Below are 24,675 nucleotides of genomic sequence, written 5' to 3'. Positions count from 1 at the left end.
TCGACGCGGGGCGCTTCTCCGGCGAACGCCGGCCGCCGGAGAAGCGCTACGCCAGCTGACTTGCGATGAGCTGGGCGGCGTCACCGCGCGTGATCGGGTCGGACGGCCAGTCGGTCGGCGAGCCGAGCCGCTCGTCGATCGCGACCTGGTCGGCCTTCTCCAGCACGTCGTGCGGGCCGTACCGCATGTCGTCGTAGCCGCTGACGATCCCGCGCACGCCGAGCATCTGCACCGCGGCGAACAGCGGATCGCCGTACGGGACATCGGTCCACCAGAACACCGGCACCCCGACGTCGAGCAGCGTTTTCTGGAACTGCTCGAGCAGATCGGCGCTCGTCGCGACGTTGCGCGGCAGGGTGCCGTGCTGGATCGCGAACGCCGCCAGCGCCCCCGCCGACTCGCCGGTATTCCACTCGACCGGATGCAGCCGGTACGCACCGTTGGTGATGTGCGTGACGCCGAGATTCTTGCACGCCGCCAGCACGTTGGTCACGCGCCTCGGGACCAGCGCGCCGACCGGGATCTGAAAAGGCTTCACGCCGGAGAAGCTCTGGGGCATTCCCACCGCGTCGTTGGCGTGGATGTCGAGACCGCCGTAGTACCCGATGCCGCACGCGTCGCCGAAGTTGCGCGCGCGCGGTTCGTTCGTGTCGACGTCCTGCTGGACGATCGTCGTGAGGGCGAGGATACGGCGGCCTTCCCGGATGTACGGCTGCGGCGCGGTACCGCCGGGAGTATCGAAGACGTCGGGACGCGGCCGCAGTTCGGGATAGCCGCGCACCGCGGGGTTGTCGTCGTGCGGACACTCCGTTTGCAGCCAGTACAGGTATCCCAGCGTCGCCTGCCGCGCGCCTTCGATCACTTGCAGGTCGCGCGCCGGATCGCCGGTCGGCAGCGTCCCGCCCTGATAATCGTTGAAGCCCATGTTGAGCATCGAGAGATCGCACGGAAACGCCGGATCGTGGAAATTGCTCGCGGCGATGAACCGGCGATAACTCCACAGGTCGATCCCGGGCGTGAACATCTTACTGATGTAGCCGTCCTTGAGATCGTAGCGCTGCTGCGCTTTGAGCGCGTCGTAGTTCGCCGGCTTCGGAATCGTGTGGTTCTCGCCGCCGGGACGCCGTTCCAGCGCGATCGGCACGGTGATCGGCTGGATCCACTCCGGGTGCGCGTCGTTCGCCAGCGGTTCGCCGGTTTGCGCGCGGCTCTCCGCGCCGATCGCGAACTCGACGCCGGCCAGCGGCAGCAGATCGCCCAGATCCGTCGCATCCAAAAACATCTGCGCTTTGTAGCGGGTCGCGACCCCGTCGGGGCCGGTCGCGATCACCGCGGTGACGCTGTCGCCGTTCGTCTCCGCCGAGGTCACGCGGTTCTTCAGCCGCAGGTGGACCTTCGCGTCGCCCTGCAGCATCTGCTTGAGCACCCGATCCGCGACTTTCGGTTCGACGGCGAAGCCCGGATACGGGCCGCCCGGATTCAAGAGCGGCATCGCGGCGGCGGCAGCGGTCAGCCGGTAGTTCGACCGATAATACGCACGCACCAGATGCTTGAACCAGCGGTAGAGCGCGGTGCTGCCCACCGAGTCGATGTACTTGTTTTCATCGGGTTTGCAGACGCCTTGCGCCGTGTACTGTCCGCCGACCCACGTCGACGCCTCCAGCACGCACACGTCGGCGCCCATCCCGCCCGCGCGCAGCGCCGCGGCGACGCCGCCGAGGCTCGCGCCGACGATCACGATGTCGTACTGCAGTTCGTCCATCACTCCTCATTTCGTGCGCGGGTGCGCCGTGCGAGCGCCGCGAAGGCGCGGTTATGGCGGCAGCGCTCGAAGGGTACGCGTCGGCCACCTCGGTCGCGCCGGGCGACACGCTGGATCTGCACGTGCGCGCATCGAGCGCTGCGTTCGCGCACGTCGCGATGCAGGTCGTGCGCCGCGGCCGTACCGACGAACCGATGCTCGCCACAACCGGCGACGCGTTCGTCCCGGACGGCGTGCAGGACGACGCGGCGCTCGCGGTGGCGGGCTGCAACTGGCCTGCGGCGGACGGCCTGCGCATCACGGTCCCGGCCGACTGGCGCAGCGGCTACTATCTCGCCCACGTCAGCTCCGGCGGTGCGGAGACGTGGATCCCGTTTTTTGTCCGCGCGGCGAACCCCGGCGCGCAGTCGCGCATCCTCGTGAAGATGAGCGACGCGACGGCGCAGGCCTACACCGCCTGGGGCGGCCGCAGTCTCTACACCGCGCCGCACGCACCGCACATTTCCTTCGACCGGCCCTACGACGATCTCGCGCTCTTCGAGCGCTATCAGGTCCCGTTTCTGCAGTGGCTCGAGTCGCGCGGCATCGCGTACGATCTCTGCTCGAGCCTCGATCTCCACCGCGATCCGCAGCTGCTTGCGCCGTATCGCCTGCTGGTGAGCATCGGGCACGACGAGTACTGGTCGCTCGAGATGCGCGACGCCGTCGAAGCGTTCGTCGCCGCAGGCGGCAACGTCGCGTTCTTCAGCGCGAACACGTGCTACTGGCAGATCCGTCTCGCCCTCGACGGCGCCCGCATCATGACATGCTACAAAGAGACCGAAGGCAACCCGCCCGATCCCTCGCGCGACGATCCGCGGCGCGTCACGGTGCGCTGGTACGAACCGCCCGTGAACCGGCCCGAGAGCCGCCTCACCGGCGTGAGCTACAAGTACGGTGCGGGCTGGTGGATCGACCCGACCGTCCCCGCGCAGCGCTACCGCGGCTACACCGTCGCGGACGCCGGCGATTGGACCCTCGCCGGAACCGGCGCGCGCAACGGCGACATGTTCGGCGCCGGCACCAGCGTCGACGACGCGATCCTGGGCTACGAAACCGATGCGGTCGGCGACGGGACGCCGCCGGATTTCCGCGTCGTCGCACGGGCCGATCTGCGAGACTGGGCGCCGCACGGTCAAGGCGGCGGGGCATCGCTGGGCTGGTACCAGCGCCGCGGCGTCGTCTTCACCGCCGGCACCGTCAACTGGGCAGGCGGCTTGAGCGCCGGCGGCACGAACGTGGTCGACACCATCGCCTCCAACGTGCTGCGCGCACTGACGGCCGCACCCGTGCAGCCGCTCGCGATCCCCAACGCCGATTTCTCCGACTGGAACGGCGACCTTCCCGCGTTCTGGACGATCGACGGCGACGGCACGCTCGACGCCGCCGATCCCGACGAGGATGCGAACGCGAACACGTTCCGCTTCGCGCCGCAGCCCGTCCTCGCGCGCATCGACGCGAGCACCGGGGAGACGTGGGCCGGACGCCCCGATCTCTCGCTCGACGGACGCACGCGTTACGGCGCGGGCGCATGGGTTCGCGCGTCGTCGCGCGGAGCGACGATCCGCCTGCAGACCACCGACACCTGGACCGACTTCGGGCGCGCCGAGCACAGCGGGAACGGTCAATGGGAGTACCTGTTCGCACTCGGCACCCCTGGCCGCGACGGCGCCGTTCCTGCGCGCGTCAAGCTGCAAGTCGCCGCGGGGACGCAGGCGGTGTACGGAGGCGTGACCGTCGTGCCGGCATTCGCACCGGCGCCCTAAACCGCGTCGACCCGCACGAAGACGCAGCCTTCGTCGACGAGATCCGGGACGAGCGCTTCGATGACGTCCGGCGTGTGCGGCTGGATGTCGTGAAAGAGTACGACGTTCGTCATCTCGCCGGCACTCCACGCCGCGCGCAGATCGCGCAGGACGTTCTGATGCACGGTATCGGCGTCGGGGATCTCCCAGTCCCGTGAATCGATCGTCCACAGCATCGGCGTGAGACCGCGCTCGTCAAGCAGATCGGTCAGCGTCGATCCGTCGCGGTCGCCGTACGGCGGCCGGAAAAACTGCGGGCTGTCGACGCCGAGGTCGACGATGCGCTGCGTCGTGCCGTCGAGTTCGGCGATCATCGCGTCCCGTCCGAGCGTCGAGAACTCGGGGTGCGTCATGCTGTGGTTCTCGACCAGATGCCCGACATTCGCTTCCCGCTGCGCGAGCTGCGGGTTGCTGTCGATCATCCCGCCGACCACGAAGAACGTCGCCTTGATCCCGAAGCCGTCGAGCAGGGCCAGGATGCGGTCCGTCGAGCCCCAGCCGGACGGGCCGTCGTCGAACGTCAGCGCGACGCTTTTTCTGCGCATCGCCGAGATCCGCCGCGCCGCCCGCCGCACGCGCGCGAAGCCGAAACGGCGGCGACGGTTCGATGACGTGCGTGCACGACGCGATCTGTTCCATGCGAACTCTCCGGCGGTTGCTTCGGTATCAGATGCGTGCGGGCGATCTCCCTCGCGCCGGACGCCGTGCGCGGATCACTGTTTACGAGACCGTTGCCCAGCGGCAAGGGCCCGCACCCCCGGCGTGCGGAACAAAAGGGGAGTCCTTCGGATAGTTGTCTACCGAGCAACCTCGACGCCTCCGGAGCGCACGATGCTTCTGCAAGTACCAGGCTGGCTGTACCGGGATGTCGGACCAGGCCGCGTCAAGCTTGGACCATCGGGTCACCCGCTCGTGATGTCGTGGCCGTGCGGCTGCGAGATCGAACGGCACGACGCCAGGACGCCGCTGGCCTACAATCTCTGCCGCCGTCACGAGCGGCGCAAAACCAAACGCACCGTCGCCTCCGCGCACGGCGAGTGACGTCGCGGCTCAGCGCGTCGCGAAACCGCCGCTCAATGCGAGCGCGAACGCGCACCAGCCCGCGACGAACGCCAGCCCGCCCAGCGGCGTGATTGCGCCCAGCCGGCGCATCCCGGTAAGCGCGAGCGCGTACAGACTCCCCGAGAACACGATGATCCCCGCCGCGATCAGCCAGCCCGCCGCATCCGCCGCGGGCTGAGCGGCGACCCGCGCGCTCGTCGCGATTCCAAGCGCGAGCAGGCCCAGCCCGTGGACGGCATGGTAGAACACCGCGCGCTCGTAGATCCCGGTTGCGTACGCATCGAGCCGCTCCCGCAGCGCGTGCGCGCCGAACGCGCCGATCAGCACGGCGGCGGCGAGCAGGATCGCGCCGGCGACGCCCCAGTTCATCGCCGCCTCCATATTCGATCTCGTTATGATCCGCGCCGCCGCACATTGCCGCCGGCGTACGTAGGCGCGAACCTGCAGTGTGGCACCAACTTCCGCACCCGCACGGATACTCCGCCGGACCGATCCGCTCTACGCTCGGTCCGCCACCTTCCTGCGGAGTTTTCTACGTCATGCATCAATTCACGGCATCCCCTGCTTTCCCCGAGGCGCCTGTTTCGCGCCCTGCTCAGCGCCGGTCATCGCCGATCGCGCTCGAGCGCCGCGACTTCGTACGCGGCGTTCACACCCGCGTGCAGGTCACGATCGCGCCGGACGGCTGCGTGGCGATGCGCGCATCATTCGCCGGCGCACACCGGATCGGCGTCGTCGGCATCGGTTTCACGCTGCTGGCGCTCGACGGATCGGGCGAACCGATCTGGTCGGTCGGCAGCCGCCGGTTTCGCGTCGCCGGGCGCTGGGATCGCCGGGCGCCTTCGCACTGCGAAGCGCATTCGGACGCGCGCATGCCGCATGCAATCCTCGAGCGGATGCGCTACGCCGCGATCGTGACGCGCACCGACGACGACGGCGTCGACGGCCTGCGTTTCGCCGCGCGCGAAGCGGCGATCTTCGTCGGACCGCCGCGCGACGCTCGGGTCTGATCCGACCGCACCAGTCAGCCGCGCAGCGCTCCGTTCGCTCCGGCGTCCCGCGAAAGCGCTGCGGTCATCGCCGCATCGTACTCCGCTTCGACTGCTACGGCGACGAAGCACACCGCGCCGGCGGCGGTCGCTTCGACGGCCTGCGCGAGCACGCCGGGGAGATCCGCCGCATCGGCGACCGGCCCGAAGGTGTGCGCGCCCTGCGCGCGCGCCATCGCGACGAGATCGACCGGCGGATCGTCGATGCGCTGGCCCGTCCAGCGGTTTTCGAGCGGACGCCCGCGTTCGCGCGCGATGCGTTCCTGATGGACGACGTCGTTGTAATATGCGCGATTGTCGGCGACGACCACGAGCAGCGGAATCGCGTTGGCCACGGCCGTCCACAGCGCGGTGCACCCCATCAGAAAGTCGCCGTCGCCGAGCACGGCGACCGGGACGCGTCCCGTCCCGCGCAATGCGAGCGCGGCGCCGACGGCCATCCCGGGACCGGAACCGACCCCCGCGCCACCGTCGTATCCGAGATAGGCGAGCGGATCCGCGAACGGTATCAGATCGCCGCCCCACCCGAGCGGGACGCGCGTCAGCGTGTACGGCCGGTTTCCGAGTGCGCCGGCGAGCGCGCGGGCAAGACCGGGAAGACGGATCGGCCCATGCAACGGCGCTGCGGGCAATGGTACCGCGTGCGCCGCCGCGAACGGCGTGCGGGGGCGCGGCTCGAGCGCGGCGAGGACGAGCGGGACGACGGCATCGGGGTGAGCGGCGACGTCGACGTCGATCGTCGCGAGGCCGCCCGCATCCATCGTCCAGCCGCGCAGCGCGTAGCGATCGAGCGAGATCGAGACGACGGTCGCGGCGGGGATCCGGTCGCCGTACGCCTGCGCGAGGATCCCGGCGAGATCGACCGCGTCGAGGCTCACGATCGCGTCGGCGTCGCGGATCGCCCGCTTCGCCTCGTCGTCGAGAAAGTAGCCGGGGACGCCGTGGAGCGGGTGCGCGGTGGGAAAGCCTGCGGCGAGTTTGAGATCGGTGACGACGCGCGCGCCGAGCCGTTCGGCAAGCGCGACGCGCGCGTCCCACGCGGCGCGATCGCGCGAAACCCGCCCGACGAGGATGACCGGACGCTGCGCCGCGTCGAGCACCTCGACGATCCGCGCGATCTCGGCGGCGGCGGGGACGGCGCGCGCCGGCGCGCGATGGCGGCGCATCTGCGGGAGCGCCGGCATCGCGTCGATCGGGGCCTCCTGCAGCGCCGCGTCGAGACAGACGTAGACCGGTCCGCACGGTTCGGTGCGCGCGACGGCGTCCGCGCGCGCGAGCGCGTCGAGTGCGGCGCGCAGCGACGCCGGCTGATCGTCCCACTTCGTGAACGGACGGACCAGCGCGGCCTGATCGGCGGCGGTGTGGATCCAGTCGATCCACGGCCGCCGCCGCGCCGCGTCGACCGGGCCCGTCGCGCCGACGATCACGACCGGCGCGCGATCGCACCAGGCGTTGTAGATCGCCATCGCACCGTGCATCAGCCCGACGTTGCTGTGCAGGATCGCCGCCATCGGCCGTTCGGCGACCTTCGCGTACCCGTGCGCGATCGCGACGGCATGCTCTTCGTGCAGGCACACCAGCATCGGCGGACCGCCGAGATGCACCAGGCTGTCGTGCAGGCCGCGGAAGCTCGCCCCGGGGTTGAGCGCGACGTAGTCGACGCCCAGCGCGTCGCGCAGCGCGAGCGCGATCGCATCGCTGGCCCAGTGCGCCGCGACGCTCATGCGCACAGACTGATCGTCTTGGACTGCGTGTAGCTGTAGAGTTCCTCGATGCTCTCCTCGACGTCGACGCCGCTGTTCTTGTGGCCGCCGAACGGCGCGCCGATGAAGTGGCGCGCCGCCCCGTTGACCCACACGTAGCCGCTGTCGAGCGCATCGGCGCACTCCATCGCGGTCGCGAGATCGCGCGTCCACACCGATCCGGTGAGCCCGAGTTCGACGGCGTTGGCCTGCGCGAGCATCGCCTCGCGGTCCGACCAGCGCAGAACCGAGAGGACCGGCCCGAAGATCTCTTCGCGCGCGATGCGCATCGCCGGCGTGACGCCGCCGAAGACGGTGGGCTCGACAAAGAAGCCCTTCTCGCGCCACGCCGGCGCGACGCCGCCGGTCACCACCGACGCGCCCTCCGAGCGCCCCGCGTCGATGTACCCCAGTACGCGCCGGTACTGCGCCTCCGACACCAGCGGACCCATCTGCGTCCCGGGCGCGAGCGGATCGCCGACCGCGATCTGCGCGACGCGCGCCGCCAGGCGCTCGACGAACGCGTCGTGGACCGACTCGTGGAGAAAGAGGCGCGTGATCGAACCGCACGATTGGCCGGCGCTCTGCTGCATGTTCGTGCTCGACGTCGCGCCTTCGACCGCGCGGTCGAGGTCGGCGTCGGGGAACACGATCATCGCGTTCTTCCCGCCGAGTTCGAGCGTGACGTGTTTGACCGCGGTCTCGGCGGCGCTTCGCTGGATGCGCATCGCCGTCTCGACGCTGCCGATCAGCGCAATGCGTTTGACGCGCGGGTGCCGTACGAGCGCGTCGCCGGTCGTCGGGCCGTCGCCGCTGAGAATCTGCAGCACCCCCGGCGGAAAGACGTCCCGGACGAGTCGGCCGAAGAGCAGCGACGAGAGCGGCGCCTGTTCGGGCGTCTTGACGATGACCGCGTTCCCCATGAGCAGCGGCGCGGCGATCTTCCCGGCGGTGAACAGCAGCGGATGGTTGAACGCGCCGATCCGCGCGACGACGCCGTACGGCTCGCGCTTTGTCAGCAGCCAGCCGCGGTCGGCGAACGGGAGCGTGTGCCCCTTCACCTCCATCGCCGCGCCGAGCATGTAGCCGATCCAGGCGCCCGCGAGCGCGACGTCCTTGCGTGCCTCGGCGAGGACGAGTCCGCCGTCGAGCGCGTCGAGATAGCTCAGTTCTTCGGCATGTTCGCGCAGGATCTCGATCGTGCGGGTGACCGCGGCGATCCGCTCCGGAAGCGAGGCGCCCCGCCACGCCGCCGATGCGCGCTGCGCCGCGTCGACCGCGCGCGCGACCTGCTCGCGGCCCGCGAGCGGGACGTCGGCGAGCGCGGCTTCGGTCGAGGGGTTGACGGTGGCGAATGTCGCGCCGTCCTCGGCACCGCACAGCGCGCCGTCGATCAGCATGGCGAACGGTTCGGCGAAGGCGCGCGCGTGCACGTCCTGCGTCGACATGGCGATGGTCGTACTCATGAAGTGCTCCGGGAAAGTTGGGCGAGGGAAGCGCGGGCGCGTTCGAGCGCGCGCAGGTCGATCGCGCGATCCGCGTCGGCCGCGCGCGTCGCGCCGGCATGAGCGAGCGTCTCTTCCACCTTGGCGAGCCCGGCGCGGCTCAGCGACAGATCGCGCGCGACGACGCGGCGGTCGACGAACTCGCGCACCGCGCGCTCGACGTACGCTTCCGGAACGCCGGAGGCGGAGGCCGCGACGCGGACGCTCGCGGCGGGATGGTCGTAGATCCAGGCCGTGCCGCGCAGCAGCGCGCGCAAGAACGCCTCGACGATCGCGGGCTGCGCGCCGGCCCAGGAGCGCCGCACGTTCACCGTGGTGAACGCGTAGTCGGGGACGTCGTCGTAGGCCTGCGCGAGTATCGCGAAGCCGGCGTCCTCGGCCATGTAGTTGAACGGCACGAGCTGCAGCGCCGCGTCGAGCGTCCCCGCTTTGAGCGCTTCCCAGCGCACCGGATGCGTTCCGACTTCGAGCAGCGCGTAGTCGCCGTCGTGCAGCCCGCGCTGAGCCAGCATCTCGCGCAGGATGTACGCCGTCCCTTCGGTGAGCGAGGCGACGCCGAAGCGCGCGCCGCGCAGTTCGCCAACGTTGCGAAAACGCGGCTGCGCGACGAGCGAGAGCGCGGCGCGGTTCGCATGGCCCGCGATGATGACGAGATCGCCGCTTCCGTCGAGCAGCACGCCCTCGGGGGTCCCGATCCCGATCTGCGCGCGGCCGTCGAGCAGACGCTCCGTGACGCCGTGCGTCGTCCCGCCCGCGACCTCGATCGTGACGTCGAGACCTTCATCGCGAAACAGCCCTTCCGACGCGGCCGCCCACAACGGCATGTACACGAAAGCGGGCGCGACGATCGCGACGGTCATCCTGGTGTCACCCATGATGATCGCCCTCAGGCAGACGGATCTCGATCCCGTGTTCGGCGGCGGCGAGCAGCAGCCGCTCGATGTCGGCCGGCGTCACCGGCAGCGGCTCGGCATCCGCGCCGGCGACCTCGGTCCCGGCGGCGTAGAAAAACTGCTCGATCCCCGCCGGCGTGAACATCTGCAGCAAGCGTCCGGGCTGCGTGCCGACGTTGCGGAAGCGGTGCGCGACGCCGCGCCGGCAATGCACGAATCCGGTCGGCCCGAGCCGCTGCGTGCGCTCGCCGTACTCGATTTCGAACTCGCCGGCGGCGACGTAGAACGCTTCGTCCTCGCGCGAGTGCACGTGCAGGGGCGGGCCGCCGCCGGGCGGGACGATCCCGTCCATCAGAAAATAGGCGCCGTTCGTCTCCGCGCCGGTCGCGAGAAACACGTAGACGTCGCCGACCATGGAGACGCAGCAGCCGCTTCGGCACCCGCGCTGTGCGATGTTGTCGATCATCGGTTCACCTCGTGCTGCAGCGCAGCACCGTCGAGTTCGAGCGCGTCGATCATCGCGGCGACGTCGAGCTCGCCCATCCCGGCCTCGAGCGCCGCGGCGTAGTAACGCTGCGCGGTCCGCAGCAGCGGCATTGCGACGCCGATCTCGTCGGCATCGTCGAGCACCGGAGGCAGATCTTTCGCGAGCATCCCGATCGGTCCGAGCGCCGGCGAGAACCGCCGCTCGACCATCATCGGCGCGCGCTGTTCGAAGAAACGCGACGACGCGATGCTCGGGACGATCGCGGCGATCACCGTATTTGCGTCGATCCCGCTGCGCATCGCGTAGCGCAGGGCCTCGGCGGCGGCCAGGTTGTGCACGGCGACGAGCTGCTGCGCGATGAATTTCACGCGCGATCCCGTGCCGAAGACGCCCAGATAGAGCACGTTCGCGGAGAACGACTCGAGCGGCGGTCGCGCGTGCTCGAATGCGTCGGGCTCGCCGCTGCCGAGGACGACGTTCTCGCGGCGCGGGATCATCATCGGGCCGCCGCTGATCGGGCAATCGAGCATCGCGACGCCGCGCGGCTCGAGCGCGTCTCGTACCTGCTTCTTCACCGCGAGGCCGAGCGTCGCCATGTCGACGAGCACCGAGCCGGGACGCAAGCCCCGCACGAGTTCGGGCAGTACGGCGTGCACCGCGTCGGCGGAGGGGAGCAGCGAGATCACGACTTCGGCACCGACGCAGAGTTCCGCGACCGAACCCGCGACGCGCGCCCCGGCGGCGCGAAGTTCGTCGCCCGCGCCGCGGCGGTACGCGATCGTATGGAACCCGGCGCCCACGAGCTGACGCGCGATCGGCAGACCCATCCGGCCCGCACCAAGCACGCCGACCGTAGCCGGGCGGCCGGCGCCGCGCTCCCAGCTCACGTCTCCTCCGCCAGGCGTCCCATCGCGCCGTTCGCAGCCACGGCGAGCGCGAAGAGCACGATCAGCAGCGCATCCATCTCTGCGATGCGGAAATGGTTGTACGCGTCGATGACGAGGAAGCCGGCGCCGCGGTCGGAGATCTTGATCTCGGCGAGCAGCACGATCGTGACCGCGAGGCCGAAGCCCAACCGCAAACCGGTGACGATCGGAACGCGCAGCGCCGGCAGGTAGACCCAGCGCAGGCGCTGCCAGGCCGACGCGTGCGCGACGCGCGCGACACGCACGTACACCGCCGGAACGTGGCGCGTCCCGGCCGCGACCGCGATGACGATCGGGAAGAACGCGGCGGCCGCGGCGAGCGCCGCCTTCGACGCCGGCCCGGCGCCGAGCGCCAGCATCGCGATCGGCAGCCAGATCACTTTCGGCGCCGTCGCGAACGCGTCGACGTACGGCGCGAACGCCGCGCGCAGCCGCGGGCCGGCGCCGAGCGCGACGCCGGCGGGGACGCCGAGCACCGCGCCGATCGCGAACCCGGCCGCGATCTCCGTCGCGGTCACTTCGAGGTTCGCGTAGAACTGCGGCGCCGCCAGCGTTGCCGCGAGCGCGCGCCCGACCGCGCCGAGCGGCGGAAATACGCCCTGGTAGAACAGCCCGCTGCGCGCGGCGGCTTCGTACGCCGTCAGCACGGCGGCGGCGGTGACGAGCCGGATGCGCAGCACCGCGCTCATTCGTGCACCGCCCGCTGCAGCCGATCGAGCGCGTACAGCAACGCGAAACTCGCGATCAGCACCAGCACGATCGCGGCGTACGTCTCGGGGATATCGTAGACCGCATAGCGATCGGAGACGACGCGCCCCAGCCCGCCCAGATCGACCAGGTATTCGACCCCGATGACGTTGACCAGCGCGTAGATCAATCCGAGCCGCAGGCCGTCGAACAGCACCGGGACGGCGGCCGGCAGTTCGACCAGCGCGAACCGCGTCCGCGCGTTCAGTCGGAAGCTCGAGGCGACGTCGGTAAAGACGCGCGGGACTCCCGCGAACGCTTCGCGCGTTTTGATGACGATCGGGATCGCCGCGGCGAGCGCCGCCATCACGACAACGGTGCGCAGCGAACGTCCGGTGACGACGAGGAAGAGCGGGTAGAGCAGCGCGACCGGCGCTGCGAACGCCGCGCCGAGCCAGGCCTCGTACGCTCTGCCGAGGGAGGCCCGGCGTGCCAGCAGGAGCCCCAGCGGAAGTCCGAACGCCGCCGCCAAGGCGGTCGACGCCGTCGCGAGCCCGACCGTCGTCGCGAACGGCACGACAATGTCGCCGTCGGCGAACAGCACCGCAAACGCGCGCGCGACGGCCGCGGGCGACGGAACGACCGTCGCCGGGAGCGCGCCCGCCGCCGACGCCGCGGCGAGCGCGGCGAGCGCCGCGACGAGGATCGCGAGCGCCGGCAGCGCGGCGGCCGTGCCGCGCGGGTTCATCGCGTGTAGACGACGTCGAAGAGGTCGCGCACCTGATCGGCGTCCAGCGGCTTGGTGATGTTCTTATAAGCGAGCGCGTCGTCGAGGCTGCGGCGGAAGCCGGCGATCGAGAGCGTCGCGACCGCCGCTTGCGGATAGAATCCCAGCGCGTCGGCGGCGATCGCCGGCGCGATCCCGTTGTAGCGCGCGTAGCGCGCGAGCGCGGCGCGACGGTCGCGATACATCCACGCGACCGTCTCGCGGTATGCCCCGACGAAGCGCGCGAGGAGATCGTGACGGTCGCGCGCGTACGTCGCGTTGGCGACGTTGACGCGGATCGTCTGATGCCGCAGGTCCGGGAGTTCGGATGCGCGCGCCAGGATGCGCACCTTGCCGTCGCGCAGCGCGTCGAGCACCAGCGGCGGCACGGCCCAGCCCGCATCGAGCTGACCCGACATCACCTGAGTGAACGTCGCCGCCGTCTCGCCCGACGGCACGAACGACGGCACGACGTTCGCGCGGGTCGCGAGGAGATGCGCGGCGATGAACGACGACGATCCGGGGCGCGAAAAACCGAGGGTGCGGCCCTGCATCTGCGCCATCGATCGGATGCTGCTGTCGGCGCGGACGTAGAAAAAGATGTCGCTCGCGCCGGTGAACTCGCCGCTGATGATGCGCAACGGCGCGCCTTTCGCGAACGCGCCGATCGCGCCGGTCGTCCCGACGCCGATGCCGACGTCGGCGCTGCCGGTCGTCACCGCCTGCAGCGTGTCCGATCCCCCGGCGGTGAACGTCGGCTGGACGTCGAGCCCGGCGCGGCGGAAAATCCCCTCCTCGACCCCCTGCGGCACGATCATCGTGTCCCACGCCCCGCGCTGTCCGATCGCGGCACGCAGCGGCTGGAGTTCCTCCGTTCGGCGCGGCACGATCTGCGGCGCCGTCGCGGCGGCCAGCGACGCGATGAAAAGCGAACGGTCCATCAGCAGCGTTCCTCCCGCGCGTCGAGTCCGCGCAGCGCTTCGTCGCGCAGTTCGCTCCAGATCAGGCTGACGAAGTGCCCGAAGCGCTCGCTCCCCAAGATCGCGGAGGTGCGCGGGCGCGGCAGATCGATTTTGACGATGCGCTTGACGCGGCCGGGCCGGAACGTCATCACGACGACGCGGTCCGAGAGCTGCACCGCTTCGGCGATGCTGTGCGTGATCAGCAATGTCGTCTGTTCGAGTTCGCGCCACACGTCGAGCAGACGATCGCCGAGCAGGAGCCGCGTCTGCTCGTCGAGCGCGGCGAACGGCTCGTCCATCAGCAGAATGCGCGGCTGCGCGATCAGCGTGCGCGCCAACGCCGTGCGCTGGCGCATCCCGCCCGACAGTTTCGCCGGGCGCGCGCCCTCGAATCCCTCGAGGCCGACCAGCCGCAGCATGCGCCGTGCGCGCGTCTCGCGTTCGGCGCGCGCCACGCCCGCGACCCGCAGCGGAAACGCGACGTTCTCCAGCGCGCTCAGCCACGGAAACGTCGACTCTTCCTGAAACACCATCCCGATCTCGCGCTGCGGGCCGCGAACCGCGCGGCCGTCGATCAGCACCCGGCCGTCGTACTCCTCCGCAAGCCCGCCGACGATCGAAAACAGCGTCGACTTTCCGCAACCGCTCGGGCCGACGATCGACACGAACTCGCCGCGCCACACCTCCAGGTCGACCGGTCCCAGCGCGGCGACGCCGCCGCCCGCACCGCGATAGGTCTTGGCGATGCGGTCGAGCACCAGCGCCGCGCCTTCGCGCGCCTGCGCCGCCTGCTCCGCGGCCGGGACGGCCGTCGTCATGCCGCCCCGGCCGCGCAGCGGCCGCCCACACCCCGGTCCATCGTCGTTTTCACGCGCATCGTCGTCACCGTTCATTTACTTCGATACTAGAACCGTTCTAGCATGGAACTATACTCCGGACCGCGAATGCGCGCAAGAGGGGCCGCATGGGGCGGAGTCCCGGCGACGACCGAGACGAGATACGGTGCGATGAGACGAGCGAGCGATACCCGGCTGGAACAGACGCGCGGCTTTCACCTGGACCGCAACCGCAGCGTCGGCTACCTGCTGCGCGAATCGTCGCGGGCGATGATGCGCGACCTCCAGGAACGGATCGAACGCCACGACGTCACGCTCGGGCAATACTTCATCATGCGCGAACTGTGGGACGCCGACGGGATGACGCAGCGCGAGCTCAGCGAGCGCATCGGACTCTTCGAGAACTCGACGAACGCCGCGATCGACGCGATGGAAGCACGCGGTCTGGTCGAGCGCCGCCGCAGCACCGCCGATCGCCGCAAGATTCACCTGCACCTCTCATTGCGCGGGCGCCGCCTGCGCGACGTGCTGCTCGGCTACGCGGTCGAGATCAACGAGATCGCCGTCGACGGGTTTTCGTCAGACGAGATCGAGATGCTGCGCGACCTGCTGCACCGCGTGCGCGACAACGTGCGGGCGCATCGCGAACGCGGTCCCGGCGCGGGGCCGCGGCGCCGCGCCGCCCGGCGCTAGCCCGCGCGGCGCGCGGCAAGCACCGCCCAGTCGTCGTCGAGCCGCGCCCGCATCGCGCCGAACAGGTGGTACACGAACGCGCCGGCCGGATCGCGCGCGGCGTCGCGGACCGCGTGCGCGCAGCGCGCGACGCCGCGCTCACCGATCCGGGTGCCGTCGTCGAGCAGCGCGTCGGAGACCCCGTCGGTCGTCACCACGAGCAGATCGCCGTCGTGGAGCGCCGACGACGACTCGCGATACGACGGATCGCGAAAGACGCCCAACAGCGGGCCGCTTGCCCCGAGATGCTCGTGTTCGCCCTCGGCGCGCACGATCAACGCGTCGGGATGTCCCGCCGAGGCCCACGCGACGGTGCCGTCGTCGCAGATGCACGCCAGGAACGCCGAGGCGAAGCGTCCGCCGAAATAGTGGCCGAACGCGAGACTCAGCGTCTCCAGCGCCGTCGCGACGCCCATCCCCTGGCACACCAGCAAGCGCGCCGCGTCGGCGAGAAAGTCGGCGGGCCGTTCGGCGCCCCGCCCGCGCCCCGCGACGTCGGCGACGAAGACGAAGCGGTTTTCGTCGGGACAGTCGATCGCCAGCGCGCGGTCGCCGCCCCGTCCGCACGGCGAGCCGGCGCGCGCCCACACCCGGGGTCGATCTTCTGCCGTGCGCCGTGGCGGCGGCGGCAGACGCAACTCCATAGCCGATGCTACCGCGTTGCATGGGGCCGCGAAAACCCAACAAAATGTGCCGGGCTCCTCAAGGGGGGCACATCTTCACCCCTCCACCGCTTCGGGCGCGGGTGGTAACCTGATCCTCCGATACTTCGCGACGATGAGCGGCGCCGCGCCCTGCGCGGGTTTCTGCTGCAAGCCCGGCGCCGGGTCGACCCCGCCGAGGCCGGCCTGCGCTGGTACGGCCGGCGCCGGACGCGCGGTCTGCGGCGCGAGGAGGTCGCCGAGCTCGCGCAGATCAGCGTCGCCTGGTACACGCGCTTCGAGACCGGCGTCGCGCAAGTCTCGCTCAACGCGCTCGAGCGGATCGGTGACGCCTTGCGGCTCGGCGCCGAAGAGCGCAGCGAGCTCGCGCGGCTCGCGCGGCCCGAACTCGATCGCCTCGCGCGCGGCGACGTGCGCTCGTCGCTCGGCGCCGCGGCCGCGGTCGCACGCCGGATGTGGAGCGCGACGACGCCCGAGGAGATCGTCCGGATCGCGGCGCGCGCGCTCCACGATGCGTGCGGTGAGCGGTACGATACCTGGGGCTGCGTGACGCTGCCGCATGCGCTGCTCTACACGGTCGCGGGCGGCGGGGGCGCATCGTATCTCGAGGGGCGGCGCGAAGAGCAGCAGCATCCCGGCTGGAACTGCGCACTGCGCGCGCGCATCTCGATCTGTCCGGATTTGCGCCGGATCGATACCGACGAGATGCGCGAGCGCCGCGACGTCCTCGGCGTCCAGAGCTACGCCGCAGCGCAGATTGCCGCCGGCGGTACGTGCCGCGCGATGTTCGGCGTCGCCTCGCTGGAACTCGGCATCCCCGATCGTGCGGCGCTCGACGCGATCGACGTGCTGCAGCGGCTCGCGAGCGCCGCGTTGATCACGAGCGAGGACGCGCTGCACGGCTGGGCGATCGCCGAACCGCCGTCCGACGAACTGCTCGTCGTCCCCGACGCCTCCTGACGCCCTGCGCCGAGGAGAGTGCGCGCCGCCGCCGCAACCAGCAGCAGTGGACTTTCCGTTCGCCGCGACCGCGTTTGCGACCGCGTTCACCATCATCGATCCGGTCGGGATGATCCCGCTGACGCTGGTGGCGACCGCGTCGACGCCGGGACGGCGCCAGCGCATCGTGAACGAAGCCGTGCTCGTCGCCGCGATCATCATCGCGGTCATGGCGCTCATCGGGCATCCGCTTCTCGCGTATCTCGGCATCACGCTTTCAGCGTTCACGATCGCCGGGGGCGTGCTGCTGTTTCTGATCGCGATCGACATGCTCTTCGCGCGTCAAACCGGCGCGAAGCAGACCGCCGAGGAAACGCGCGAAGCCTCGGAGGCGGAGAACCCCGCGGTCTTTCCGCTGGCGGTGCCGATGATCGCGGGTCCGGGGACGATCGCGACGGTGCTGCTGCTCGGCGGGCTGACGCGCGGCGAGCCGGCGCGCGTTCTCACCGTCGCGGGCGCCTACGCCGCGGCGCTCGCCGTCACGTGGCTGTGCATGAGCTCGGCGACGTACGTGCACCGCGTGATCGGCAACACCGGAATTCACGTCGTGACGCGGCTGCTCGGGATCATCCTGGCGGCGCTGGCGGTGCAGTTCGTCATCAACGGCCTCGTCAGTTCACCGCTGCTGCATCACGCCGGATAGCGCACGACCTCGACCGGCGTTCCGCTGAATGCGGCGTTTCCGGTGAGTTCGTCGATCCGTTCGCGATCGGTCAGATCGTTGATGCTTGCGCCGGGCGTCTCCGATGCGACCGAAAGCCGCGTTCCGCCGTGCCCGTGACCGAAACCGTGCGGGAGGCTGACGACACCCGGCATCACCGCGTCGGTGATCTCCGCGGGTACGACGACCGCACCGGTGCGGGAGCGGACCTCGACGCGATCGCCGTCGCCGATCGCGCGCGCATCCGCGTCGAGCGGATGGAGCTGCAGCGTGCAGCGATCGCCGCCGCGCATCAGGCGCGGCGCGTTGTGCATCCACGAGTTGTTGCTGCGCAGCTGCCGGCGCCCGATCAGGCTCAGCGCCGGAGGCGGTTCGGCGAACATCGTCTCGAGCCGCGGTAGGTCGGCGAGCATCGCAGGCGGCGCAAGCTGCACCCTGCTGTCTGCCGTGAGCAACCGCTCGGGCAGCACGGGCTTGGGCGGGCCGTAGTCGACGCCGTGCGGATGCGCGCGCACGTCGTCGAGGTTGGTACGGTACGGTCCGGCGCGCAATGCCCGATCGATCCGCACGTGCGGCGGAGCACCGGTCGCCCCGGTCATGCGCAGGCGCAGCGCCTCGAAGATCTGCCAGTCGTACCGTTGGCTTTCGTCGAGCACGGCAATCGCCTCGCTGTAGCGCGCGGTGTTGCGCACCGCCAGGTGATGGAAGATGACGTCGTAGTGTTCGACTTCCAGGCCGATCGCCGGCGGAAGGATCACGTCGGCGTGACGCGTCGTTTCGTTCAGATACGGATCGACGCTCACCATGAACTCCAGATCCGCGAGCGCCGCGTCGAGCTCTGCGCCGGAGGGCGTCGAGAGGACCGGGTTGCCGGCGACGGTGACGAACGCGCGCACGCGGCCCGGACCCGGCGTGCGCAGTTCGTCGATCAGCGTCGCGACGGGGAACTCGCCGTCGAATTCGGGCAGGCCGCGCGCGCGCGAGCGCCAGCGGCCGGCGTGCGCCTGGCCGCGCTTCGCTCCCTGCAGCAGATCGAACGCCGGCAGCGGCCACATCGCGCCGCCCGGCGCGTCGAGGTTCTCCGTCACCGCGTTGAGCGCGTTGAGGAGCCATTGGCAGAGGCCGCCGAAGGGCTGCGTCGAGAGCCCGATGCGTCCGTACGCAACAGCGCGCGGCGCGCTCGCGAACGCGCGCGCGATCCGGCGGATCGTCGCGGCATCGATCCCGGTGGGCGCGGCGACGCGTTCGGGCGGAAACGCGCGCGCCGCCGCGCGCAGCGCGTCGAAGCCGTCGGTGAACGGCGTGAGGCGGCCGAGGCGCGCCTCGCCGGCCGCATCGATCGCGTTCATCAGCGCGAGCAGGAAGAGCGCGTCGGTGCCGGGCCGGATGAAGTGATGCTCGTCGGCTGCGGCCGCGGTCTCACTGCGCCGCGGATCGATCACGATGACGCGGCCGCCGCGCTCGCGGATCGCGCGCACGCGGTCGCGCATCCCCGGCGCCGTCAGCATGCTCCCGTTGGAGACGAGCGGATTGGCACCGAGGACCAGGAAGTGATCGGTGCGGTCGACGTCGGGGATCGGGAGCAGCAGCGGGTGACCGAACATCTCGAGTGCGGCGCGGTGATGCGGCAATTGATCGACGCTCGTCGCGCTGAACCGGTTGCGCGTGCGCAGCGCGCGCAGAAATCCGCCCGACGAGAGCATCGTTCCGCTGTTGTGGACGTTCGGGTTGCCCAGGTAGATCGCAACGGCATCGTCGCCGCAGCGAGCGACGACGTCCTGCAGCCCACGCACGACCAGATCGTACGCGTCGTCCCAGCCGATCGGCTCCCATTGCGTGCCGCGCCGGCGCAGCGGCGCGGTCAGGCGGTCGGGATCGGCGTGCAGATCGATCAGCGCCGATCCCTTCGGGCAGATGTGGCCCTTCGAGAACACATCTGCGGCATCGCCGCGCAGGTCGACGACCGCGCCGCCCTCGACCGTGATCGCGAGCCCGCAGATCGCCTCGCACAGGTTGCAGGCCCGCAGGTGGATCCCGTCGCGCAGCGCGCTCACGCGCGTGCGCTCACAGCACTCGGCGTGCGTCGTCGAGTTCGTCGACCACGACGAAGAGCCGGTCGAATCGCGCCAGCGCGAGCACGCGGCGAATCTGCGGGTTCGGCGCTACCAGCACGACGGCGTGCGGACCGACGCGGTTCGCCAACCGTGCGAGCTGCGCGAGGCCGGCGGAGTCGAGATACCGGACCGCAGTGAGGTCGACGATCCCGCGGCCCGTGATCGGCTGCAGCATCTCGGCGAGAGCGGACGCGGAGTAGACGTCGTACTCGCCGATCAGGCGGACCACCGGAACCTGCTGTGCCACGGGAGCCTCTCGACGCTCGCTGACGGGCATCCATCGTAGCACACCAGCAGGCCCGCGTCTGTCCGTTCCCCGACCGTCGTTCATCGCCGGGGTTCCAAAGCACGGTCGAGGTCGCCGATCAGGTCGTCGGCGGCCTCGAGGCCGATCGCGAGCCGCAGCAGATCGGGCGGCGTCGGCGAGCCGGCGCCTTCGACGGTCGCACGGTGCTCGACGAGGCTCTCGGCGCCGCCGAAGCTCGTCGCGCGGCGAAAGAGCCGCAGCCGCGAGGCGACGCGGAGCGCGGCGTCGCGGCCGCCGGCGACGCGGATCGAAAAGACCCCGCCGGTGCCGCTGCTCTGCCGCGCCGCGACCGCGTGCGCGGGGTGCGACCGCAGGCCGGGATGGAGCACCTCGGCGACGCGCGCATCTCCGGCGAGCGCGTGCGCGATGGCGAGCGCCGTCGCGTCGTGCCAGCGCATCCTCGGGACGAGCGTGCTGATCCCGCGCAGGGTCAGCCACGACGCGAACGGCGACGGGATCGCGCCGCAGAGCTTCTGCCGCCGGCGGATCCCGTCCCAGAAGGCATCGGCTCGCGCGGTGACGAGCGCGCCGCCCATCGCGTCGTGATTGCCGGCGAGATATTTCGTCGTCGCGTGCACCACGATGTCGGCGCCGAGCGCGAGCGGCTGCTGGAAGACCGGCGTCGCCATCGTGTTGTCGCAGGCGAGCAGCGCGCCCGCGTCGTGCGCGAGCCGCGCCGCGGCGGCGAGATCGGTCACGCGCAGCATCGGGTTCGACGGCGTTTCGACAAAGATCAGACGCGCCGGACGCGCGAGCGCTGCCGCGAGCGCATGCGGATCGGATGCGTCGACGTACTCGACGCGCAGCCCCCACGGGACGAAGACCTCGTTCAGCATCGCGCGCACGCCGTAGTACGTGTCGTGCGCGACGACGACGCGATCGCCCGGCTGCAGCGCTTGAAACAGCGTCATCGCCGCCGCCATCCCGCTCGCGAACGCCGCCGCCTCGACACCGCCTTCGAGCTGCGCGAGCGCCTCCTCGAGCATCGTGCGGTTGGGGTTCGCTTCGCGGGCGTAGTCGAAGCCGCCGGGAAACGCGTAGTGCTCGTCGCGCTCGAACGTCGTCGAAAGATAGAGCGGCGGCGAGACCGCGCGCAGGGCGTCGGGTCCGCCGGCGGCCGCGTGCACGACGCGGGTCGCCTGCGATGCTGCGGGTTCGGTCTTCACCCCGGCGCCTTCGCCGCGCGCCGCGCGCGCGCCGCCCCGCGCAAGGCACCGTCGGCTCGGCACGGAACGTACGCGCGTGCTTTTCGGACCGATGGGCCGCTGATGGCCGCACCGCAAACGGGGATCTTCGCGCTGGGCCGACGCGGCGCACACGTACCTCGAATTTCGTCTCGCCGCCGGCGTCGCGCCGCCGGACGTCGCGCGCATCGTCGCCGACATCCACGAACCGCGCACCACCGTCGGCGGCGTCAACTTCGTCGCCGGATTCCGGCCGGAACTGTGGCGCGCCCTCGCGCCCGACGACATGCCGGCCGAGGTGCGCGGCTTCGACGCGCCGATGCACGGCGCGGACGGCTACACGATGCCCGCAACGCAAGCCGACATCTGGCTGTGGATCGCGGGTGCGTCGTACGACGTCGTCTTTGATCTTGCGACCGCGGCGATCGGCGCTCTCGCCGGCGGCGCGGCTCGAACGCGAGCTGACCGGCTGGTCGTACCGTCACAGCCGCGATCTCACCGGGTTCGAAGACGGCACCGAGAACCCGTCGCTGCTCGACGCACCCGAGATCGCGCTGATCCCCGACGAGATGCCGGGCGCCGGCGGGAGCGTGCTGCTCTTTCAGCAGTGGCCTCACGACAGCGCCGTCTTTCACGCGCTTCCCGTCGACGCGCAAGAGCGCATCATCGGCCGCACCAAGGCCGACAGCATCGAGTTCGACGACGACGCGATGCCGCCCGACTCGCACGTCGCGCGCACCAAAGTCAACGTCGACGGCGAGGAGCAAAAGATCTTCCGGCGCAACGTGCCGTACGGAACGGTGACCGATCACGGCACCGTCTTCGTCGGGTTTTCGCGCGAGCAATGGCGGATGCATCGCATGCTCGAGCAGATGGCGGGGATCGGCGTCCGCGACGCGCTCACCCGCTACACGACGCCGCTCACGGGGGCGTACTATTTCATCCCGTCGATCGGGGCGCTGGGACGGTTCGCGACGCCGGCGGAAGACTGACCGACCTCGGTCGCAGACGCGGTGGTGCGCGCGGCGTACCCTGAACGCATGCATCGCCTCCCGTTTCTGACCGTTCCGATCGTGCAGGCGCCGATGGCGGGCGCCACCTCGCCCGAACTCGTTGCGGCGGTCGCGAACGCCGGCGGCCTCGGCTCGCTCCCTGGCGGCTACGATGCGCCGGAGATGATCCGCGAACGGATCGCGCGCGTGCGCGCGCTGACCGATCGCCCGTTCGCGGTGAACCTGTTCGTCGACACGTCGCCGGGCGCGTCGGCGGAGCAGCTGGCGCGCGCGAACGAACGCCTGCGGCCGTATCGCGAAGAACTCGGGATCGCCCAGCCGGCGCAGCCGCGCGTCTCCTCCGTCACCTGGGAAGGCCAGCTCGAGGCAATGTTCGCGGCACGTCCTGCAGTGTTCAGCTTCACGTTCGGAATCCCCGATGCGGCCGTGTTCGCGCGCTGCTGGGAGCTCGGAATCTTCACGCTCGGCACCGCGGAGACCGTCGATCAAGCGGTCGCGCTCGAACGTGCCGGCGCCGACGCGGTCTGCATGCAAGGGTTCGAGGCCGGCGGCCATCACGGCACGATCCGTTCGGCGGTCGACGACGCGCTGACCGGGACGCTCGCGCTGGTTCCGCAAGCGGTCGACGCCGTGCGCGTCCCGGTGCTGGCGGCGGGCGGGATCGGCGACGGCCGCGGCGTCGCCGCCGTCCTCGCGCTGGGCGCCGCCGCGGCGCAGGTGGGATCGGCGTTTCTGCTCGCCGACGAATCGGCGGTGCCGGCGCCGGCGCGCGCGGTACTCGCCTCCGACGCAGCGCGCCGCACGGTGCTGACCAACGCGTTCTCGGGACGCTACGCGCGCGGCGTGCGCAACCGCTTCATCGACGAGATGGACGGCGATGACGCGATCGCTCCGTATCCGTTCCAGCACGCGCTCACCGGCGATCTCCGCGCCGCGGCAGCCGCCGCGGGGCGGACGGAGTTCCTCTCGATGTGGGCGGGGCAGGCCGTCGCGCTCTCGCGAGCGCTTCCCGCCGCCGAGATCGTGCGCCGGCTCGTCTCCGGCGCGCACGAGTCGCTCGCCGCGGCGCGCGCGACGCTCGCGGATTCACGCTGACGGCGCGCCCGCGCGCCAGCGGCCGCCGCTCATGACGGCGCGCGGCGCGGCGCGGTCGGCCGCGAACACGTAGCGGTCGAGCAGTTCGTGCGGGGGCGCGCCCGCCAGCGGCGGCTGCGCGTCGTCGAGGACGACGAAATCGGCGCGCTGCTGCGGCGCGATCGTCCCGGCGGCGAATCCGCACGCGCGCGCGCCGCCCGCCGCCGCGCCGCGGTACAGCGTCTCACCGGCGGACGCGCCGTCGCCGGTCGCTGCGACGATGCGGCGGCGATGGAGCAGGCGCTGACCGTACTCGAGCCAGCGCAGTTCTTCGACCGGCGCGATCGAGACGTTGCTGTCGGAGCCGATCCCGAACGCGCCTCCGGCACGCAGGTACGGCGCGAGCGCAAAGAGCCCGTCGCCGAGATTCGCCTCGGTCGTCGGACACAGGCCGGCGACGGCGCCGCTGCGCGCGAGCCCGTCGCGCTCGCGTTCGTCGAGATGCGTCGCGTGGATGAAACACCAGCGCGCGTCGACGTCGAAGTGCTCCAGCAGCCACGCCGCGGGGCGCGCGCCGAGCGCCGCCTCCACCGCCTCGACTTCGCGCGTCTGTTCGGCGACGTGCAGGTGCACCGGGACGTCGCGCGGTGATCCGTCGACGAGTGCGCGCAGTTCGCCGGGCGTCACCGCGCGCAGCGAGTGCGCGCAGACGCCGATCGTCACCGCCGGGTCGCGCGCGTACGTCGAGCGCAGATCGCGGGCGATGCCGAGCACGGCGTCGGACGTCGCGGCAAACCGCTGCTGGCGCGGCGAAAGCGGCACGCCGCCGGCGTCGCCCTGCGCGTAGAGCGCCGGCAGGAGACAGATCGCGATCCCCGCGCTTTTCGCCGCTTCGACGAGCGCGCGCGCCATCGCGGCACGGTCGGCGTACCAGCGTCCCTGCGGATCGCGGTGCAGATAGTGGAACTCCGCGACCGCGGTGTAGCCGGCCGCGAGCATCGCGCGGTAGACGGCGAGCGCCGCCGCGTGCAGCGCGTCGGGATCGAGCGTCGCCGCGAGCGCGTACATCGCATCGCGCCACGACCAGAAATCATCGTCGCCGCGGACGCGGCGCTCCGCGGTTCCCGCCATCGCGCGCTGAAACGCGTGCGAGTGCAGGTTCGCGATCCCGGGGATCAGCGGGCCGTCGATCCGCTCGTCGTCCGGTGAAACGCGCGATCCCGGAACGGCGCTCAGGATCGTCCCGTCCGGCGCGATCTCGATCGCGACGTCGGGCGCCCAGCCGCTGGGGAGGAGCGCCGTCTGTGCGAACAGCCGCATCCCGGCAAGGTGCGCGCCGCGCGCGGTGAACTCCGCCTGCGTAGAACTACGGACGCGGCCGGCGCTTCGGGATCGCTATGCTCGGTGT

At 71.1% G+C, this 24,675-nt stretch carries 26 protein-coding genes; 8 read left to right on the top strand and 18 right to left on the bottom strand.

Annotated elements, in window-relative coordinates:
- Positions 1-46 precede the first annotated feature (46 nt).
- Positions 47-1,762 carry an FAD-dependent oxidoreductase gene (locus tag WPS_RS05950; protein WP_317996933.1) on the bottom strand — a complete coding sequence of 572 codons (1,716 nt, stop codon included), beginning with the start codon at positions 1,760-1,762 and terminating at the stop codon, positions 47-49.
- A gap of 53 nt (positions 1,763-1,815) precedes the next feature.
- Here WPS_RS05950 and WPS_RS05945 point away from each other — a divergent pair, with 53 nt between their 5' ends.
- On the top strand, positions 1,816-3,567 hold the full coding sequence (locus WPS_RS05945; RefSeq protein WP_317996932.1) for a N,N-dimethylformamidase beta subunit family domain-containing protein: 1,752 nt from the start codon (positions 1,816-1,818) through the stop codon (positions 3,565-3,567).
- Here the strand turns inward: WPS_RS05945 and WPS_RS05940 are convergent.
- Positions 3,564-4,151: a polysaccharide deacetylase family protein gene (locus WPS_RS05940; protein ID WP_317996931.1), complete on the bottom strand. Its 588-nt coding sequence runs from the start codon at positions 4,149-4,151 to the stop codon at positions 3,564-3,566. The two genes, WPS_RS05945 and WPS_RS05940, sit on opposite strands and share 4 nt — an antisense overlap.
- Positions 4,152-4,437: 286 nt before the next feature.
- On the opposite strand from WPS_RS05940, the gene WPS_RS05935 reads away from it, so the two are divergent.
- Positions 4,438-4,647 (top strand): hypothetical protein, encoded by a 210-nt coding sequence (locus WPS_RS05935; protein WP_317996930.1) that lies wholly within the window; start codon positions 4,438-4,440, stop codon positions 4,645-4,647.
- Between the two features lie 9 nt (positions 4,648-4,656).
- Here WPS_RS05935 and WPS_RS05930 read toward each other — a convergent pair whose 3' ends face one another.
- Positions 4,657-5,037: a DUF423 domain-containing protein gene (locus WPS_RS05930; RefSeq protein ID WP_317996929.1), complete on the bottom strand. Its 381-nt coding sequence runs from the start codon at positions 5,035-5,037 to the stop codon at positions 4,657-4,659.
- A 290-nt stretch (positions 5,038-5,327) separates the two neighbouring features.
- On the opposite strand from WPS_RS05930, the gene WPS_RS05925 reads away from it, so the two are divergent.
- Positions 5,328-5,678: a hypothetical protein gene (locus WPS_RS05925; RefSeq protein ID WP_317996928.1), complete on the top strand. Its 351-nt coding sequence runs from the start codon at positions 5,328-5,330 to the stop codon at positions 5,676-5,678.
- Between the two features lie 14 nt (positions 5,679-5,692).
- Here the strand turns inward: WPS_RS05925 and WPS_RS05920 are convergent, their stop codons facing one another.
- The 9 genes from WPS_RS05920 to WPS_RS05880 are packed head-to-tail and all read right to left on the bottom strand — an operon-like array spanning position 5,693 to position 14,503.
- A complete protein-coding gene (locus tag WPS_RS05920) occupies positions 5,693-7,441 on the bottom strand; it encodes a thiamine pyrophosphate-binding protein (RefSeq protein ID WP_317996927.1) in 1,749 nt (582 codons plus the stop codon).
- Positions 7,438-8,925, bottom strand: a complete 1,488-nt coding sequence (locus WPS_RS05915; RefSeq protein ID WP_317996926.1) for an aldehyde dehydrogenase family protein — start codon at positions 8,923-8,925, stop codon at positions 7,438-7,440. Before WPS_RS05915 ends, WPS_RS05920 begins: the two co-directional genes overlap by 4 nt.
- Positions 8,922-9,839 (bottom strand): ABC transporter substrate-binding protein, encoded by a 918-nt coding sequence (locus WPS_RS05910; protein ID WP_317996925.1) that lies wholly within the window; start codon positions 9,837-9,839, stop codon positions 8,922-8,924. Before WPS_RS05910 ends, WPS_RS05915 begins: the two co-directional genes overlap by 4 nt.
- A complete protein-coding gene (locus tag WPS_RS05905; RefSeq protein ID WP_317996924.1) occupies positions 9,832-10,323 on the bottom strand; it encodes a cupin domain-containing protein in 492 nt (163 codons plus the stop codon). Before WPS_RS05905 ends, WPS_RS05910 begins: the two co-directional genes overlap by 8 nt.
- The gene (locus WPS_RS05900; protein ID WP_317996923.1) at positions 10,320-11,231 is read right to left on the bottom strand and encodes an NAD(P)-dependent oxidoreductase; all 912 of its coding nucleotides are present in this window, start codon (positions 11,229-11,231) and stop codon (positions 10,320-10,322) included. Before WPS_RS05900 ends, WPS_RS05905 begins: the two co-directional genes overlap by 4 nt.
- Positions 11,228-11,959, bottom strand: coding sequence for an ABC transporter permease (locus WPS_RS05895; protein ID WP_317996922.1), 732 nt, complete (start codon positions 11,957-11,959; stop codon positions 11,228-11,230). The genes WPS_RS05900 and WPS_RS05895 overlap by 4 nt, the downstream gene beginning before the upstream one ends.
- On the bottom strand, positions 11,956-12,705 hold the full coding sequence (locus WPS_RS05890; RefSeq protein WP_317996921.1) for an ABC transporter permease: 750 nt from the start codon (positions 12,703-12,705) through the stop codon (positions 11,956-11,958). The genes WPS_RS05895 and WPS_RS05890 overlap by 4 nt, the downstream gene beginning before the upstream one ends.
- The gene (locus tag WPS_RS05885; RefSeq protein ID WP_317996920.1) at positions 12,702-13,664 is read right to left on the bottom strand and encodes an ABC transporter substrate-binding protein; all 963 of its coding nucleotides are present in this window, start codon (positions 13,662-13,664) and stop codon (positions 12,702-12,704) included. The genes WPS_RS05890 and WPS_RS05885 overlap by 4 nt, the downstream gene beginning before the upstream one ends.
- Entirely contained in the window at positions 13,664-14,503 is an 840-nt protein-coding gene (locus tag WPS_RS05880; RefSeq protein ID WP_317996919.1) for an ABC transporter ATP-binding protein, read from the bottom strand. Before WPS_RS05880 ends, WPS_RS05885 begins: the two co-directional genes overlap by 1 nt.
- Before the next feature lie 189 nt (positions 14,504-14,692).
- Between WPS_RS05880 and WPS_RS05875 the strand changes: the two genes are divergently transcribed.
- Positions 14,693-15,214 carry a MarR family winged helix-turn-helix transcriptional regulator gene (locus tag WPS_RS05875; RefSeq protein WP_317996918.1) on the top strand — a complete coding sequence of 174 codons (522 nt, stop codon included), beginning with the start codon at positions 14,693-14,695 and terminating at the stop codon, positions 15,212-15,214.
- On the opposite strand, the gene WPS_RS05870 is transcribed toward WPS_RS05875, so the two are convergent.
- Positions 15,211-15,843 (bottom strand): PP2C family protein-serine/threonine phosphatase, encoded by a 633-nt coding sequence (locus WPS_RS05870; RefSeq protein ID WP_317996917.1) that lies wholly within the window; start codon positions 15,841-15,843, stop codon positions 15,211-15,213. The genes WPS_RS05875 and WPS_RS05870 overlap by 4 nt on opposite strands.
- Before the next feature lie 129 nt (positions 15,844-15,972).
- Positions 15,973-16,212, bottom strand: coding sequence for a hypothetical protein (locus WPS_RS05865; protein ID WP_317996916.1), 240 nt, complete (start codon positions 16,210-16,212; stop codon positions 15,973-15,975).
- On the opposite strand from WPS_RS05865, the gene WPS_RS05860 reads away from it, so the two are divergent.
- Together WPS_RS05860 and WPS_RS05855 are read left to right on the top strand one after the other, a co-directional pair.
- Positions 16,102-16,875 carry a helix-turn-helix domain-containing protein gene (locus WPS_RS05860; RefSeq protein WP_405054936.1) on the top strand — a complete coding sequence of 258 codons (774 nt, stop codon included), beginning with the start codon at positions 16,102-16,104 and terminating at the stop codon, positions 16,873-16,875. The two genes, WPS_RS05865 and WPS_RS05860, sit on opposite strands and share 111 nt — an antisense overlap.
- Positions 16,876-16,921: 46 nt before the next feature.
- Positions 16,922-17,557: a MarC family protein gene (locus WPS_RS05855; protein WP_317996914.1), complete on the top strand. Its 636-nt coding sequence runs from the start codon at positions 16,922-16,924 to the stop codon at positions 17,555-17,557.
- Here WPS_RS05855 and WPS_RS05850 read toward each other — a convergent pair.
- From WPS_RS05850 to WPS_RS05840, 3 genes are all read right to left on the bottom strand, one after another.
- Positions 17,545-19,629, bottom strand: coding sequence for a molybdopterin dinucleotide binding domain-containing protein (locus WPS_RS05850; RefSeq protein ID WP_317996913.1), 2,085 nt, complete (start codon positions 19,627-19,629; stop codon positions 17,545-17,547). The two genes, WPS_RS05855 and WPS_RS05850, sit on opposite strands and share 13 nt — an antisense overlap.
- Positions 19,630-19,639: 10 nt before the next feature.
- Positions 19,640-19,936, bottom strand: a complete 297-nt coding sequence (locus WPS_RS05845) for an STAS domain-containing protein (RefSeq protein WP_317996912.1) — start codon at positions 19,934-19,936, stop codon at positions 19,640-19,642.
- An 80-nt stretch (positions 19,937-20,016) separates the two neighbouring features.
- Positions 20,017-21,162, bottom strand: coding sequence for a trans-sulfuration enzyme family protein (locus WPS_RS05840; protein WP_317996911.1), 1,146 nt, complete (start codon positions 21,160-21,162; stop codon positions 20,017-20,019).
- Positions 21,163-21,584: 422 nt separating this feature from the next.
- Here WPS_RS05840 and WPS_RS05835 point away from each other — a divergent pair, with 422 nt between their 5' ends.
- Both WPS_RS05835 and WPS_RS05830 read left to right on the top strand, forming a co-directional pair.
- The gene (locus tag WPS_RS05835; RefSeq protein ID WP_317996910.1) at positions 21,585-22,172 is read left to right on the top strand and encodes a Dyp-type peroxidase; all 588 of its coding nucleotides are present in this window, start codon (positions 21,585-21,587) and stop codon (positions 22,170-22,172) included.
- A gap of 48 nt (positions 22,173-22,220) precedes the next feature.
- Positions 22,221-23,288: an NAD(P)H-dependent flavin oxidoreductase gene (locus WPS_RS05830; protein ID WP_317996909.1), complete on the top strand. Its 1,068-nt coding sequence runs from the start codon at positions 22,221-22,223 to the stop codon at positions 23,286-23,288.
- Here the strand turns inward: WPS_RS05830 and WPS_RS05825 are convergent.
- A complete protein-coding gene (locus tag WPS_RS05825) occupies positions 23,280-24,587 on the bottom strand; it encodes a formimidoylglutamate deiminase (RefSeq protein ID WP_317996908.1) in 1,308 nt (435 codons plus the stop codon). The genes WPS_RS05830 and WPS_RS05825 overlap by 9 nt on opposite strands.
- Positions 24,588-24,675: the final 88 nt, after the last annotated feature.

Source organism: Vulcanimicrobium alpinum, from assembly GCF_027923555.1.
Classification (GTDB): domain Bacteria; phylum Vulcanimicrobiota; class Vulcanimicrobiia; order Vulcanimicrobiales; family Vulcanimicrobiaceae; genus Vulcanimicrobium; species Vulcanimicrobium alpinum.
Note: the sequence above shows the minus strand (reverse complement) of the source record. Positions and strands in the feature narration are given on the sequence as shown.

Excerpts from the sequence above, each read along its gene's own strand:
- WPS_RS05950 (WP_317996933.1), bottom strand. The coding sequence starts at position 1,762 with ATGGACGAACTGCAGTACGACATCGTGATCGTCGGCGCGAGCCTCGGC.
- WPS_RS05945 (WP_317996932.1), top strand. The coding sequence starts at position 1,816 with ATGGCGGCAGCGCTCGAAGGGTACGCGTCGGCCACCTCGGTCGCGCCG.
- WPS_RS05940 (WP_317996931.1), bottom strand. The coding sequence starts at position 4,151 with ATGCGCAGAAAAAGCGTCGCGCTGACGTTCGACGACGGCCCGTCCGGC.
- WPS_RS05935 (WP_317996930.1), top strand. The coding sequence starts at position 4,438 with ATGCTTCTGCAAGTACCAGGCTGGCTGTACCGGGATGTCGGACCAGGC.
- WPS_RS05930 (WP_317996929.1), bottom strand. The coding sequence starts at position 5,037 with ATGAACTGGGGCGTCGCCGGCGCGATCCTGCTCGCCGCCGCCGTGCTG.
- WPS_RS05920 (WP_317996927.1), bottom strand. The coding sequence starts at position 7,441 with ATGAGCGTCGCGGCGCACTGGGCCAGCGATGCGATCGCGCTCGCGCTG.
- WPS_RS05915 (WP_317996926.1), bottom strand. The coding sequence starts at position 8,925 with ATGAGTACGACCATCGCCATGTCGACGCAGGACGTGCACGCGCGCGCC.
- WPS_RS05910 (WP_317996925.1), bottom strand. The coding sequence starts at position 9,839 with ATGGGTGACACCAGGATGACCGTCGCGATCGTCGCGCCCGCTTTCGTG.
- WPS_RS05905 (WP_317996924.1), bottom strand. The coding sequence starts at position 10,323 with ATGATCGACAACATCGCACAGCGCGGGTGCCGAAGCGGCTGCTGCGTC.
- WPS_RS05895 (WP_317996922.1), bottom strand. The coding sequence starts at position 11,959 with ATGAGCGCGGTGCTGCGCATCCGGCTCGTCACCGCCGCCGCCGTGCTG.
- WPS_RS05890 (WP_317996921.1), bottom strand. The coding sequence starts at position 12,705 with ATGAACCCGCGCGGCACGGCCGCCGCGCTGCCGGCGCTCGCGATCCTC.
- WPS_RS05885 (WP_317996920.1), bottom strand. The coding sequence starts at position 13,664 with ATGGACCGTTCGCTTTTCATCGCGTCGCTGGCCGCCGCGACGGCGCCG.
- WPS_RS05880 (WP_317996919.1), bottom strand. The coding sequence starts at position 14,503 with ATGACGACGGCCGTCCCGGCCGCGGAGCAGGCGGCGCAGGCGCGCGAA.
- WPS_RS05875 (WP_317996918.1), top strand. The coding sequence starts at position 14,693 with ATGAGACGAGCGAGCGATACCCGGCTGGAACAGACGCGCGGCTTTCAC.
- WPS_RS05830 (WP_317996909.1), top strand. The coding sequence starts at position 22,221 with ATGCATCGCCTCCCGTTTCTGACCGTTCCGATCGTGCAGGCGCCGATG.
- WPS_RS05825 (WP_317996908.1), bottom strand. The coding sequence starts at position 24,587 with ATGCGGCTGTTCGCACAGACGGCGCTCCTCCCCAGCGGCTGGGCGCCC.